Genomic DNA, 13,099 nt, shown 5'->3' with positions numbered 1-13,099 from the left:
ATCAGGCCTCTCCGGTCATCAGGCGACGCGCAGCGTCGGTGACTTCGAGCCGGTCGAGGATGTCGTCGACCACGGCCCACGTCTCGGCCGACGTGTGCCGGTGGTCATTCCCCACGGGCCACGCATCCGGCCGAGACGTCGCGTCGACGATGAACCCGCGGTCGCAACGACGGCGCACCCAGTGCAGCGCGTTCGCAACGTCGAGCGTGCGTTCGGCGATGTCGGCGCGTGACTTCCACGCGCTGACCACCCCGCGGGTAATCGCCTCGTCGGCGGTCGTGACACCGTCGAGGGCCGGGGCGATCTGCTCGGCGTCGGCAGCGACGTCCCGAAGGTCGGCGGCGACCGCCGACAACAGTTCTCGGCGCATCCCGGCGATGTCGTCGGTGAGTGCCCGCGCGGTCTGTCGGGTGACCTCGTGGCGGGCTGCGGACATCGCGTCCGCGTCGTTGCGGGCGCGGTGGAACTCAGTGAGCGCGGCGACGTGTGCGCCGTCCGGGTCCACGGGCTCGCCCGCTGCACCGCTGGCGCGCATCTCCTTGACGATGCGCGCGGTCGGGTCGGCCGACTCCGGCACGGTGAGCGCGCCGAGTGCCCGCTGGTGCCCACGGAGCGTGCGCTTGATGACAGGCTCCCAAAGTTCAAGGGCTCGGCCGCTGACCACGGCCTTCAGGCTCGGACGCGGCCGGTCGTCGTTGCGATGGGCGCTGGCGATGGCCGACGATGTGCTCTCGGTCGCGATGCGCAGGCGCTCGTCGGAGGCCTTCGCTGCGGCGCTCGACGTGCGGCCTTCGAGTGCGGCGGGCGGGGTCTCGGTGATGTTCGTGGTCATCGGTTAGGGTCTCCCTGATAGTTGAAACGCACACCCCAACGGAAGGTCTGCGAGAGGTCCGAGTAGTAGGGGGTCGTGCCCGAATCGCGCATTCGCACAATGCGTTTCGAGAGTCGGACGACAAGGGATCGCTTCGGCGGGACGGTGCCGGTCGGCCATCGCATCCCGAACCGACGGCCGATCTCGCCGACGTCGACGCGCTCCGGGATCGTGAACGGTTCGGGGATAGTGTCGGCGGTCACCGGAGCGCGCTCCACTCGATTTCGCTGGCCTGCATCGCCGTGTCGAGTTGCTGAAGCTGCTCGGCGGTCTCGGCCTCGTCGAGGGGCGATGCGGCCAAGCAGAAACGGGCGAGGCCATAGAGCGCGGGTGCGAGCGTGAGCAGATCGGTCGCGGTGAGGTCGACTCGGGCGCCTGCCTCGGTCGTGATGGTGGTGATGTCGCCGACGACGTCGACGCGGGCGGCTGCGGTGTTCTCGGGCATGACTAGTTCTCCTGGTGGGTGAGGGGTCGACTCGCGAACGCGAGCCGGATCGTGGTGCGCTGCTCTTCAGTGAGCGGGGGTGCGCTGGCGGCGACCTTGCGCGCGTGTTCGCGGATCGTGCGCAGTTGCTCGGCGTCGGTCATGCGAACTCGGCCGGGTCGCGGAACTGGTCGGCGAGCTCCCCGCGGGCGCTCTTCGCCTTCTGCGACTCGACCCACCGGGCGAAGTCCGGTTCGTCGCACACAAGGCGCTTGCCCAAGATGTACATGACGGGTCCGCGGCCGTACTTGTGCATTTCGCGGACACCTGCGGGCGACGTGCCGATGATGTTCGCGACCTCGTCGAGGGTGAATCGTCGAATCTCGACGTTCGTGGTGGTCATTTTGTCTCCGGTTTCTTTGGTGTTTCTGACACCCCAAACAATGACCAAGCAAAACGAGATCGTCAAATGTCAATATCGCTCTGAACTGCATCTATGTTCGTCAACCGTGACAACTATAGGGCACCCTAATTTTGCCGAAAATAGCGCTACCTGCGGCGATGAAAATTGCCGTGATCGCCAACCGTGACAACTAATCAAACGTGTGATGTATATCACATTGGGGTGTACGGGTCTGCTCGCAATTGATCGTTAACCCGTACAGTCGAGGCATGACGACGACCGATGAACAACAACCACCGAAGCGCGGGCGCCGCGGCGGGGTCGAGGACCGTTGGCACACCCGCGCGAAGGACCCGGTCACCGGGCGCCGTAAGCGATCAACAAAGTACGGCAAGGGCAACCGGTGGCAAGGCCGGTTCGTCGACGCTGACGGCCACGAGCACATGAAAACCTTTGCACTGAAGGATGCCGCGCAGCAGTGGGTCGACCAGAACACGGCCGATCTCGTCACAGGCAAGTTCGTCCGCAAGGCCGCGGGCGAGCGCACCGTTGGAGAGATCGCCGAACAGTGGATAGCGGCAAAGGCCGCGCGCAAGCCAAAAACAGTGGCAGGGTACCGCTCCCTACTCGACACGTGCGTTCTTCCGACGTGGCGCGACACTCCGCTGGCTGGTGTCGACTTCGCCGGTGTTCGGTCGTGGGTGCTGGCGATGCAAGCGGGAGAACACGCCGTGCCCGAAGGTGCCCGTCGACGGGCGCTCTCGGCGTCGCGCGTGATCCAAGCTCACCAAGTGCTGCGGCAGGTCCTCGGCGACGCTGTGCGGTTGCAATTGCTCCCGGCGAACCCCGCAGACGGCGTCGAGTTGCCCCGGAAGGCCGAAGCGCCGAAGCGGTTCCTTGATCACGGTCAGGTCGAGGCGCTCGCCGACGCGATGCCGTCGGTCGCGGATCGCGCAATGGTGTACGTGCTCGCCTACGGGGGCCTGCGCTACGGCGAAGCGGTCGCGCTGCGCCGGGTCGACGTGAACCTCGACGACGGGCGCCTCGACGTTGCTCGGTCGGTGACGTGGGTGCGTGAACAAGGGGCTGTGGAGGGGACGACGAAGGGGCACGAAGCGCGGTCGGTGCCCGTCCCCGCGTTCCTGGTGGAAATGCTGCGCGAGCACCTGGGCACCCTGCCGAAGGCGACCGGCACTCTCGTGTTCGGTGGCCGTGACGGCTGGATGACACCGGGCGAGTTCCGATGGCGATTCGATCCGGCCGCGACCGCTGCCGGTGTCGGGGGCCTCACACCCCATGAGTTGAGGCACACCGCGGCCTCGCTGGCCATCCGCTCCGGCGCCAACGTGAAGGTCGTACAACGGATGCTCGGGCACAAGTCGGCGACGCTCACCCTCGACCGCTATGGGCACCTGTTTAACGACGAACTCGACGCGCTGGCAACGGCCCTGAACGACGCTCGCACGGCCGCGCTGAAGCCTGCCGAATCGACCGCCGACATCGCGCAGATCGTGTCCATGCTCGACCTCTCACCAACGCAAATATCGACGCTCTCGGACCTGCTCGCAGGCTCATAGCTGAATGCTCCTGCGAGCAGTTGCGAGCAGTTGGCGGGTTACCCCTGGCGGGTATGTGGTCAAAAACGTACTCTGACCTGGTATTTCTAGTGCCCTCGGTGAGACTCGAACTCACACTGGACGGGTTTTGAATCCGTTGCCTCACCGCGCGCCGTATGTCGGATCAGGAGCGGCGTTGTGCGGTCCACTGCCAGTCCGGGAACTCGGCCTCGATGCGGCGGATCCGCTCGGTGGCGAGCTGACCTCTACGGTAGTCGGCGCGGCGGTTGGCGACCCACTGTCCGATCGCGAATCCTTCGATCACCGCCCGATTTCGGGCGTTGCTGGTGCCGTGCGCGGCGACATACCGATGCAGGTGCGCGATCCCGACCTCGAATGCGGCGGCCGCCGCCGTGGCCTGAGGCGACCACTGCCAGTCAGGAAACTCGCGCTCAAACACCTCGATCCGCTCCGCCGACAGTCGGCCTTTGCGGTAGTCGGCGCGACGATTCGTCACCCACTGTCCGAGGGCGAATCCGTCGAACACCTCATGCTGACTCACGGTGCTCGTCCCATGTGCGGCGACGTAGCGGCGCAGATGCGCCAGGCCGACGTCGAACTGCGCGTCGCGCACACTCCACTGCCAGTCCGGGAACTCGGTCGCGAGCCGTTCGATCCGCTCGGCCGACAGTCGGCCCTTGCGGTAGTCGGTGCGTCTGCTGGCCACCCACACGTCGATCGGGAACCCGTCGATCCTTGCGCCGCGCGGGGGAGAGCTCGAACCCTGTGCGGCGACGTAGCGATGCAGATGCGCGAGCCCGACCTCGAACCGTCGGTCATCAGGACCACCCATTACAGGCCACCGATCGTGCCCTGAGTCGAGCTGGTTCGGATGGTCCACTGCCAGTCCGGGAACTCGGTCTCGATACGGCGGATCCGCTCGGCCGACAACCGGCCTTTGCGGTAGTCGGCGCGGCGGCTCTGGATCCAGGTGCCGATCGGGAATCCGTCGATCACATCACGCCGGGGGGCGTTGGGGGTGCCGTGCGCGGCGACATACCGATGCAGGTGCCCGATCCCGGTCTCGAACGCGGCCGCGAATACTGCGGTCTGAGGGGTCCATTGCCAGTCAGGGAATTCGCGCTCAAACACCTCGATCCGCTCCGCAGACAGTCGGCCTGTGCGGAAGTCGGCGCGACGATCCCTCGTCCACTGCCCCAACGGGAATCCGTCGACCACCTCGTCGTAACCCACGCGGCTCGTCCCATGGGTGGCGACGTAGCGGCGCAGATGCGCCAGGCCGACGTCGAACATCGCCTCCCGTACGTTCCACCGCCAGTCCGGGAACTCGGTCTCGATACGGCGGATCCGCTCGGCCGATAACCGGCCCCTGCGGTACTCGGTGCGCCGGCTGCCGACCCAACTCCCGATCAGAAATCCGTCGATCGTCGAACCGTGCGGCGGCGAGCTCGAACCGTGCGCGGCGACGTAGCGATGCAGATGCGCGAGCCCGGCCTCGAACCGCTCCTCATAACTACTCATTCGAAGCTCTCCAGCTCACTCGATCAGCACCCCGGATCAGCGTCATCGGTTCCAGTCCTAGAAGTACACGGAACGGACGATCACGAACGAGATCGCAGCGGCAACGCTGGGCAGCACGAAGATCGCTGCCAAGATCGCCACGAAACGGACGGTTGTGGCCGTCGACCGCATCGCCTGGCCGATCGTTTTCCATGCGTACTTCGACCACGTGTGCGGCGGCCACGGTGGCGGTGTGCTCGCAGTCATGATTTCGCCTCCTGGGCAGCCTTTTTGGACTTCTTGCGTTCGTTCAACCTGCGCTTGCGCCGCGCTACGCGTCGTCGCCCCGCCCTCTCCTCGGTGCTGAAAACACCCGTCAACCCATAGTGGTGATGCTTGACGTACCCGAGCTTCGCGGACAGGTCTTCCTCCCACCGCAGTCGCTCCTCTATCAGGCCAGCGGCCATCAGCTCCTGGATACCCTTTGTCACCGTCTTGCCTGAGATCCCGTACCAGTCCTGCATCTTCTCCCGGAGGAGCTCGACGTCAGGCTTCTTCGTTGTCTCCTTCAAGACGATCAGCAGCACCGCGAGGGCGGCAGGACTCAGCGTCGCGAAGTGCTGCTCTGTCCAGAACTCATGAGGGAGGGTGAAGTAGGCGTTGTACCAATCCTTCTTCTGACCAGCCGGTGCAACGTAGTCGTCCTTCCCGTCCTCGCGACGCGGGACGATGCGGGTCAGTCGCCCTTCCCTTTTACGTTCGACCAGTCCCAGTTCCTCGAGCTCGCCCCACGTTCGCGACAACGTAGACGGCGACCAGGTGAGCGCGTTCGCTGTCCCCGGCCCCTCCGCGGTCAGTGCGCGAACCCACACCTCGGCCGCCAGCGGAGTGTGTCGCAAGGAGAGCCACGGCCACCACGTCAGCAGCAGCAGATAGAGGACCAGCGCGCGGTGATGCCGACCCTTCGTCAGCACGCCCACCGTGCTCGGCCGCGGCTTCGTCTCATCAGGCTGTTGGACGAGGACAAACCGGTTGACTGAGTACCTGCGCGGCGACCAAGAGAGCAACTTCTCCCGCGTCGCACCTGGGCTCGGTGCGGGTGGGGGAGGCGAGGGGACCGTGCCAGATCCAGACGCCGGAATTTGCTTGTCCATGAGCGTCAGCTTGCCACGAAACGGGAACCTATCGAATCCGGATCGGAAGCCTGCCGATTGCGGTGCCGTTCCATCTCATAGGGAATGCGATACTTAGTGCGATGCTAAGTGCGACACTTATGCGACGCTGATGCGAGATGCCACACCTCGATTTTGCAGATACGCGTAGTCGCTTGTTTCGCGACAAGACCATTGAGGTGATCTCAGATTTCTGTCGATCCGGCGTTGGTAACCCGGCGGATTGGGCATGTAGGCGTCCGGCGGTGCGCTTCGCGACTCGCTATCAGTGCGAGGAGCCGGTCGCCGATCCGTAGCTGATGTAGAGGCGGCGGGATCGTGTTGCGGTGGGAACCTCGGCAACGCGGCCGCGTCGAGCTGGCGACCTGGCCCTCATCGTGCGGGCGGCCACCCGGCCAACCCGCCGGGAGCTCCGTACTACACCGCTGATGAGCTCGACGAGGCCCAGGCCCAGGCCCAGGCGCACGCCGACCAGACCGGAGGACGGGTCGACCGGCTCGCGTAAGTCGTAAACCCGTCTCCGGTGCGCTCTGCCGCCCTCCCTCGACGGTCGGTTGCCGCAGAAGTGGCGTCGTCACGTCCGGTAGCCGTCTCGACGTTTTCAGGCCGCGTCGGACCCCTCGCATAAGGTTGTTCCCCATGCTGACAGCCTGGGCCGACGAAAGCGGGTCGCGGCCGGACATGGACCCCGGCGCGTACTTGATGTCGGCCGCCCTGTGCGATGAAGAAGACGTAGACGCCCTCCGTCACAGGATGGAAGCTCTACGCCTAGCCGAGCCTAAAGTGCACTGGCACGGCAGCAGCGAACAACGCCGAACTGAGCTCGTCACTGCGGTCGCGCAGCTCCCTCTGACCGGGTTCGTTGTTGTGCACGTTGACAAGGACTCCTCGGATCGGCGACACCGACGAAAGTGTATGGAGTTCCTACTCCCACATCTCGCTGATATGCCGTGCTCCACGATCACTCTCGAATCACGCGGTCAACAGGACGCCAGCGATATGGACATGCTGCAAAAGCTCCGCGCGCAACGCGCCGTGGCCTCGACACTGCGGATCGATCATGCTGTCGGTCGTAACGAACCGGCCCTGTGGGTTGCCGATATCGTGTGCGGCGCCGTCGTGCAACATCGCTGCGGCCGCGGGGACTACCTCGACATACTCGGCGCCGGAGTCGAAATACACACCATCGGCCCCTAAAAGACCGCGAGCCACAGGCCTCGTCGTCCGGCGAGTAATCCTGTGGCTCACTTCCAAACCCACCGCAATGGGCTGGCTACGGCTCCGATTGTAGCCTCACTACGTGGCTACACGCCACCCACGCCCGACGCCGTGAAGGCTTGTCACACCCTGTCCCTCCAGCGCTCGTTCGCCGACTGCCGTGTCATCCCGGCCGCTGCCCCGATGTCAGCCCATGACCGGCCCAAACGGCGAGCCCTAGCCACCGCGACGTCGAGTCGCGCGTCAGCCTCCCTGCGGGCATCCGCGGCGGCGCGGATCTCGGCCTCGACATCGAGAGGGTCGAGATGGTCACGCTGCCACACCGCGCGTGCGGCCTCCGCGACCTCAGGCCGATCGTCGGCATCGACGTCGCTGTCGGGGGCGAACACGCGATGCCGGGCGAGGTCCTCGAGGGACGCTGAGGGCACCCGCGCCCACTGCACCGGATCGGTCCAGGTCGACACCGCGGAACTGGACCGGCTGGCGCAATCGCACCGCAACAACCAGCCGACAATCTCGGCCGACGGCCGACGACGATCATCGTTCGGCCGCCGCTAGGCGCGGTAGAAGCCCCACGTTGCCGGAGGCCTTGAACTACGTCGATGGTAGTAGTGCCACAGTGGTAGTAGTGCCACAACGGTGCAGCGCCCCTGAGCACAACCATGGACCAACCGAAGGACGGCTGTCTACCGGTTACGGCCTCGAATAGCACTTCATTCTTTGGAGCCGATCGCCGCTGTCCTCCGTGATCTGGGCCGTGCAGACCGGGACGACGGTCAGAGGCCGAATGCGCCGCCGCTGACGAGGATGACGATTCCGAGAACGATCAGCACGAGCGGGAACAGGATGTGTTCCCACCGTTCCAAGATCTCGGCGATGGCCTTGCGGGTGGTGAGGAACTTCGCGGTGAACACCAGCACGGCGACCAAGAGCAGGAACACGACCGAGTAGGCGACGATCGCCGCTGTACCCACGGTCGCGAAGACCGGGACGTAGACGCCGATGTTGTCGCCGCCGTTGGCGAAGGTCACCGCCGCCACCGTCCAGACCGCGACCTTCTTGCCCTCGAACCGTTCATCGTCGTCGCCGTTGTTGCGCCATGCTCTCCAGGCGGCGAGCAGACCGAGCAGCAGAGGAATGAGCCCGAAGTAGGCGATGGCTTCTTCGGGCAGCAGCGCCGTGACTCCCAGCGCTACGAGGACCGACGCGGCGAGGATCGCTCCGAAACCGAGATATTGTCCGGTCGCGATGGCGGCCGTTGTTCCGCGGGTTCCCGCGCCGCGGGCGAAGAACAGCGAAAGCACGATGATGTCGTCGATGTTGGTCACCAGGAAGAGTCCGATGGCCTGCAGGATCGAGGTAACCATTCCGGCGGATGCCCTTTCTCTGGGAGTGCACTGCTGCTCGGCTGACACGCAGTTGTGTCGCGTGCCGTAGCCGCTGTCATGGGAGTGGCTATTTCAGTTTCGATCACGCGCCGGTGATGTCGGCGCGGGCGCAGGAGTGTGGTTGGGGAGTTTGGCGGCGATGGCCGCGGCCAGTAGTGCGCTGATGGCGGCGCTGGCAAGGAACACTGCGGACATGGCGTGGCTGTAGGCGTGGGCGCTGGACGCGGCCAGATCGGCGCCCGCTGGGCCGGGAATCTGGGTCGCGGCAAGTTGCGCTCCGGCGATGTTGTCACGCGCCGCGCTGACCACTGGTTCGGGCAGGCCGCTCAGGTGGGGGTCGAGGTCGCGGGTGTAAACGACGGTGAGCAGGGTGCCCAGGATCGCGACGCTGAACGCGGCACCGACCTGTCGAATGGCCATCAGCAACCCAGCTCCTGCGGCGCTGCGATGCTCGGGCAGGCTCGCCATGACCGCGTCGACAGCCGGCGCCAACGCCAGCCCGGCTCCCAGGCCCACGGTCGCCAGGCACACCGCGACGAAGCCGTAGCCGGAGTCGACGGTGATGCGGGATGCGAGCACGAATCCGGCCGCGGCGATCACCATGCCGGTGGCGATCGGGATTTTGGCGCCGAGTCGGGTCACGATCTTGTCCACAGCGGCTGCGGCGACGATGATCGCCAGCACCAGAGGCACCAAGCGCAGGCCGGTGCCGAAGGCGTCGTGGTAGCGCAGTATCTGCAGGTATTGCGGCAGCACGAACAGCACGCCGACCAGGGTGAAGGTGCCCGCGGTTGCGGCCAGGGTGGGCCAGGTGAAGGCCGGATTGGTGAACAGTGCCAGATCGACCAATGGGTCGCGGGCACGGCTTTCCCACACCAGAAATCCCGCGATCAGCCACACACCGGCCGCCAGAGCCGCGAGCACGACGGGATCGGTCCACCCGTACGCGGGAGCCTGGATGATGCCGAATACCAGCGCCGCCGTACCGGGCACGGCGGTGAGGATCCCGAGCCAGTCCAACGCCGGTGCATGCGGGTCGACCGATTCGGGCAACAGCACCACACAGGCAACCAGGGCGGCGACACCGACCGGGACGTTGATCAGAAACACCGAGCCCCACCAGAAATGCTGCAGCAGCCAGCCACCGACGATCGGCCCCAGCGGCAACCCGACACCCAGTGCACCGACCCACACCGCGATCGCGCGGCGACGCTGGTCGGGGCCGAACAGGGTCGGCAGGATCCCCAGCGACAGCGGCACGATGATCGCGGCCCCGATGCCCATGACCGCGCGGGCGGCGATCAGCGAGCCGGTGGACCCGCTGAAAGCGGCCCAGGCCGAGGCGGCGACGAAGGCGACCAAACCTATCAGCAGCAGCCGTTTGCGACCGTAGCGGTCACCGAAGCCGCTGGCGGGCAGCATGAGCGCGGCGAAGACCAGGGTGTAGGCGTTGACGATCCACTGCAACTGGGTGGTGCTCGCGCCGAGGTCTTGGGCCAGGGTGGGCAGGGCGACGTTGAGAACCATCAGGTCCAGCCCGACGGTGAGCAGGGCGACGACCAGCGCCGCCAGCCCTGCCCACCGACGTGACGGGCCCGGCTCAGTCCCGGTCGTCGGCGTGGTGTTCGGGTGAGAGTGGTTCTCGCTCATCGGAGTTTCCGATCAGAGTGGCGATGATGAGGGCGGTCGCGCCGAGCACGATGAAGGTGTCGGCGAGGTTGAAGGTGGGCCACCAGCCGGTGTGCAGGTAGTCGGTGACCACACCGTCGGGGGCCCGGTCGATGACGTTGGCGGCGGCACCGCCCAGGATCGCGGCGAGCGCGACGCGGGTGAGCAGGTTCGCGCGCGGCGCGACCACCCATCCGCCGACCGCGACCGCGGTGGTGATCACCGTGGTGAGCGTGAGCATCACCCAGCTCGGTGCGTCGGCGGCGATCGAGAACGCCGCTCCCGGGTTGAACGCCAACTTAAGGTCCACCGGACCCGCCTCGATCGGGGCCCCGGCCAGCGTGGTCTGCGCCCACGCTTTGAGCGTGAGGTCGATACCGGCCAGCGCGGCCGCGGCAGCGACCCACCGCAGTCGCCGCCCCCACCGCGACACGGTGGGAGCAGACGACGCGGTGGCGGTCACGCGGGCGCTCCGGCCAGTACCGGTGCGGGCTTTGCCGCCGAATCGGTCAGCGAGGCCAGGGGTTTGGTGCGTCCGGCGCGGACACCGTTGGCGATGACGACGATCTCGGCGAGTTCGTGCACCAGCACCACCGCCGCCAACCCGAGAATCCCGAACAGCGCGAGCGGGATCAAGATCGTGATCAACCCCAACGACAAACCGACGTTTTGCAACATGATCCGGCGAGCCCGACGAGCGTGCTCGAGAGCCCGCGGCAGGTGCCGCAGGTCCTCACCCATCAACGCCACATCCGCGGTTTCGATAGCGACATCGGTGCCCATCGCGCCCATCGCCACACCGAGGTCGGCGGTTGCCAGTGCGGGGGCGTCGTTGACGCCGTCGCCGACCATCGCGGTGAACCGGTCGCTGCGCAGTTCGCCCACGATGTGGGCCTTGTCCTCCGGGCGCAGATCCGCGTGCACGTCCTCGATCCCCGCCTCAGCGGCCAGAGCGGCGGCGGTGCGGGCGTTGTCACCGGTGAGCATCGAGACCCGGATTCCCAGCGCGTGCAATCGGTCGATGACCTCGTGTGCCTCGGGCCGCAGTTCGTCGCGCACAGCGATCGCACCGATCACCTGGCCGTCGAGCTCGATCAGCACCGCGGTCGCCCCCGCGTGCTGCATCCGTTCCACATCGGCGGCCAGAACACCCGGTTCGATCCAGCCCGGACGGCCCAGCCGCGCCCGGCGTCCGTCGACGCGGCCGGTCAACCCGGCACCGGTGACCGCCTCGACGTCGGTGGCGGGAGTGACGGTGTCGACGGCGGCGAGGATGGCGCGGGCGAGGGGATGTTCACTGCGCGATTCCAGCGCGGCCGCGACCGCCAGCACCCGGTCCCCGTGCACACCGCCGGTGGCGGCGATCTCGACGACGGCAGGCTTGTTCGCCGTCAGCGTGCCGGTCTTGTCCAGCGCGACCTCGCGCACCCGGCCCATCGCCTCGAGTGCGGCACCGCCCTTGACCAGCACACCCAGCTTGCTCGCCGCACCGATCGCGGCGACCACGGTCACCGGCACCGAGATCGCCAGCGCGCACGGTGAGGCGGCGACCAGCACCACCAGCGCACGTTCGATCCAGGTGACCGGATCCCCGAAGAGCGCGCCAATCACCGCGATGGCTGTGGCGGCGATCATGATGCCGGGCACCAGCGGTTTGGCGATCTTGTCGGCCAAGCGTTGAGCGTCGCCCTTGCGGGCCTGCTCGGCCTCCACGATCCGCACGATCCGTGCCAGGGAGTTGTCCTCGGCGGTCGTGGTGACCTCGACGGTCAGCACACCGGTGCCGTTGATCGCCCCGGCGAACACCTCCGCGCCCGGCCCGGCTTCCACCGGTACCGATTCGCCGGTGATCGCCGAAACATCCAGCGCGCTACGCCCGTCGACGATCACCCCGTCGGTCGCGACCCGCTCACCGGGGCGCACCAGCATCCGATCCCCGACGCGCAGCTCGGCAGGGGCGATGACGGTTTCGGTGCCGTCGCGTAGCACGGTGGCCCGGTCCGGTACCAGGTTCAACAGGGCGCGCAGCCCGCGGCGGGTGCGCGCGACCGCGTACTCCTCGAGGCCCTCGCTGATGGAGAACAGGAACGCCAGCATGGCGGCTTCGCCGACCTCGCCGAGGATCACCGCGCCGATCGCGGCGATCGTCATCAGCGTGCCGACACCGATCTTGCCCTTGGCCAGCCGTTTGAGCGTGGAGGGGACGAAGGTGTATGCACCGACGAGCAGTGCGGCGATCTCCAACCCCAACTCGACGGCGCGTGGGCCGCCGGTCCAGCCGACGATCAGTGCCGCGACCAGCAGCACTCCGGCGACCGCGGCGACGCGCAGTTCACTGACTTCCCAGAGCTTTTCGGGTTCGCGTTCCTCGGCCTCGCCGTCACCGGCGGGTTCGTCGTGGCCGCAGCCGCATGCGTCGCTCATGCTCGTACCTCCGCGCTCTCCGTCTCGGTGGTGGAGTCGGTGCCGTAGTTCGGGCACAACGCCACCGCATTGCCTGTCGCCGCGAGCAAGGTCTCTGCCGAGGCGAGTAGGTCCATCAACTCCGGGCGGGCCAGGCTGTAGAACACCTGCCGCCCTTGCGGGCGGCCCACGACCAGCCCGCAGTCGCGCAGGCACGCTACGTGCGCCGATACCGTTGACTGAGCCAGTCCGAGCCCGGCCATCAGGTCCAAGACCCGCGCTTCCCCGCACGCCAGCCGGTGCACGATCGCCAACCGTGTCGCATCGGAGAGGCTGTGGAACAGGGCCACCGCCGGATCCAACCCCTGCGTCTCGACGAGGCAACCCCCGCCGTCATTAATCGCCATAAAGCGATGATAGCGGCGAAAGCTATTGATATCGAGTGAGAGTGTGATTAATCTCGTTTCAACGATTA

General features: G+C 66.7%; 17 protein-coding genes and 1 tRNA gene. 2 read left to right on the top strand and 16 right to left on the bottom strand.

The features are described from left to right. Position 1: 1 nt before the first annotated feature. Genes RND64_RS20215 through RND64_RS20195 form a run of 5 tightly spaced genes read right to left on the bottom strand, consistent with a single transcriptional unit; the run spans position 2 to position 1,698 of the window. The gene (locus RND64_RS20215) at positions 2–832 is read right to left on the bottom strand and encodes a hypothetical protein (protein ID WP_331436282.1); all 831 of its coding nucleotides are present in this window, start codon (positions 830–832) and stop codon (positions 2–4) included. Then, positions 829–1,074 carry a hypothetical protein gene (locus tag RND64_RS20210; RefSeq protein WP_331436281.1) on the bottom strand — a complete coding sequence of 82 codons (246 nt, stop codon included), beginning with the start codon at positions 1,072–1,074 and terminating at the stop codon, positions 829–831. The genes RND64_RS20215 and RND64_RS20210 overlap by 4 nt, the downstream gene beginning before the upstream one ends. Continuing rightward, a complete protein-coding gene (locus tag RND64_RS20205; RefSeq protein ID WP_270485634.1) occupies positions 1,071–1,316 on the bottom strand; it encodes a hypothetical protein in 246 nt (81 codons plus the stop codon). Before RND64_RS20205 ends, RND64_RS20210 begins: the two co-directional genes overlap by 4 nt. A 2-nt stretch (positions 1,317–1,318) precedes the next feature. Then, the gene (locus tag RND64_RS20200; protein ID WP_331436280.1) at positions 1,319–1,459 is read right to left on the bottom strand and encodes a hypothetical protein; all 141 of its coding nucleotides are present in this window, start codon (positions 1,457–1,459) and stop codon (positions 1,319–1,321) included. Further along, positions 1,456–1,698: a hypothetical protein gene (locus tag RND64_RS20195; RefSeq protein ID WP_331436279.1), complete on the bottom strand. Its 243-nt coding sequence runs from the start codon at positions 1,696–1,698 to the stop codon at positions 1,456–1,458. The genes RND64_RS20200 and RND64_RS20195 overlap by 4 nt, the downstream gene beginning before the upstream one ends. Before the next feature lie 269 nt (positions 1,699–1,967). Between RND64_RS20195 and RND64_RS20190 the strand changes: the two genes are divergently transcribed. Beyond that, positions 1,968–3,275, top strand: coding sequence for a tyrosine-type recombinase/integrase (locus RND64_RS20190; RefSeq protein ID WP_331436278.1), 1,308 nt, complete (start codon positions 1,968–1,970; stop codon positions 3,273–3,275). 93 nt (positions 3,276–3,368) lie between these two features. Here RND64_RS20190 and RND64_RS20185 read toward each other — a convergent pair. From RND64_RS20185 to RND64_RS20165, 5 genes are all read right to left on the bottom strand, one after another. Then, positions 3,369–3,488 (bottom strand) — tRNA-Leu (locus tag RND64_RS20185). Next, the gene (locus tag RND64_RS20180; RefSeq protein ID WP_005179528.1) at positions 3,439–4,107 is read right to left on the bottom strand and encodes a helicase associated domain-containing protein; all 669 of its coding nucleotides are present in this window, start codon (positions 4,105–4,107) and stop codon (positions 3,439–3,441) included. The genes RND64_RS20185 and RND64_RS20180 overlap by 50 nt, the downstream gene beginning before the upstream one ends. Further along, on the bottom strand, positions 4,107–4,796 hold the full coding sequence (locus RND64_RS20175; protein WP_005179533.1) for a helicase associated domain-containing protein: 690 nt from the start codon (positions 4,794–4,796) through the stop codon (positions 4,107–4,109). Before RND64_RS20175 ends, RND64_RS20180 begins: the two co-directional genes overlap by 1 nt. 57 nt (positions 4,797–4,853) lie before the next feature. Next, positions 4,854–5,042, bottom strand: a complete 189-nt coding sequence (locus RND64_RS20170) for a hypothetical protein (protein ID WP_005179548.1) — start codon at positions 5,040–5,042, stop codon at positions 4,854–4,856. Beyond that, positions 5,039–5,749, bottom strand: coding sequence for a helix-turn-helix transcriptional regulator (locus RND64_RS20165; protein ID WP_235434485.1), 711 nt, complete (start codon positions 5,747–5,749; stop codon positions 5,039–5,041). Before RND64_RS20165 ends, RND64_RS20170 begins: the two co-directional genes overlap by 4 nt. A gap of 837 nt (positions 5,750–6,586) precedes the next feature. Between RND64_RS20165 and RND64_RS20160 the strand changes: the two genes are divergently transcribed. Further along, positions 6,587–7,144, top strand: coding sequence for a hypothetical protein (locus tag RND64_RS20160; RefSeq protein ID WP_005179554.1), 558 nt, complete (start codon positions 6,587–6,589; stop codon positions 7,142–7,144). A 143-nt stretch (positions 7,145–7,287) separates the two neighbouring features. On the opposite strand, the gene RND64_RS20155 is transcribed toward RND64_RS20160, so the two are convergent. The 6 genes from RND64_RS20155 to RND64_RS20130 all read right to left on the bottom strand — a co-directional run bounded on the left by RND64_RS20155 (position 7,288) and on the right by RND64_RS20130 (position 13,031). After that, a complete protein-coding gene (locus tag RND64_RS20155) occupies positions 7,288–7,629 on the bottom strand; it encodes a hypothetical protein (protein WP_005179558.1) in 342 nt (113 codons plus the stop codon). A gap of 312 nt (positions 7,630–7,941) precedes the next feature. After that, on the bottom strand, positions 7,942–8,532 hold the full coding sequence (locus RND64_RS20150) for a cadmium resistance transporter (protein ID WP_005179560.1): 591 nt from the start codon (positions 8,530–8,532) through the stop codon (positions 7,942–7,944). Positions 8,533–8,625: 93 nt separating this feature from the next. Continuing rightward, positions 8,626–10,203: a DHA2 family efflux MFS transporter permease subunit gene (locus tag RND64_RS20145; protein ID WP_049701014.1), complete on the bottom strand. Its 1,578-nt coding sequence runs from the start codon at positions 10,201–10,203 to the stop codon at positions 8,626–8,628. After that, on the bottom strand, positions 10,154–10,684 hold the full coding sequence (gene lspA / locus RND64_RS20140) for a signal peptidase II (RefSeq protein ID WP_005179567.1): 531 nt from the start codon (positions 10,682–10,684) through the stop codon (positions 10,154–10,156). The genes RND64_RS20145 and lspA overlap by 50 nt, the downstream gene beginning before the upstream one ends. Further along, complete coding sequence (locus tag RND64_RS20135; RefSeq protein WP_005179568.1) at positions 10,681–12,645, bottom strand: heavy metal translocating P-type ATPase; 1,965 nt, start codon at positions 12,643–12,645, stop codon at positions 10,681–10,683. Before RND64_RS20135 ends, lspA begins: the two co-directional genes overlap by 4 nt. After that, positions 12,642–13,031 carry an ArsR/SmtB family transcription factor gene (locus RND64_RS20130; protein ID WP_005179570.1) on the bottom strand — a complete coding sequence of 130 codons (390 nt, stop codon included), beginning with the start codon at positions 13,029–13,031 and terminating at the stop codon, positions 12,642–12,644. Before RND64_RS20130 ends, RND64_RS20135 begins: the two co-directional genes overlap by 4 nt. Between the last annotated feature and the right edge of the window lie 68 nt (positions 13,032–13,099).

It is taken from the genome of Gordonia sp. w5E2, from assembly GCF_036540975.1.
In the GTDB taxonomy this organism is placed as follows: domain Bacteria; phylum Actinomycetota; class Actinomycetes; order Mycobacteriales; family Mycobacteriaceae; genus Gordonia; species Gordonia jacobaea.
Note: the sequence above shows the minus strand (reverse complement) of the source record. Positions and strands in the feature narration are given on the sequence as shown.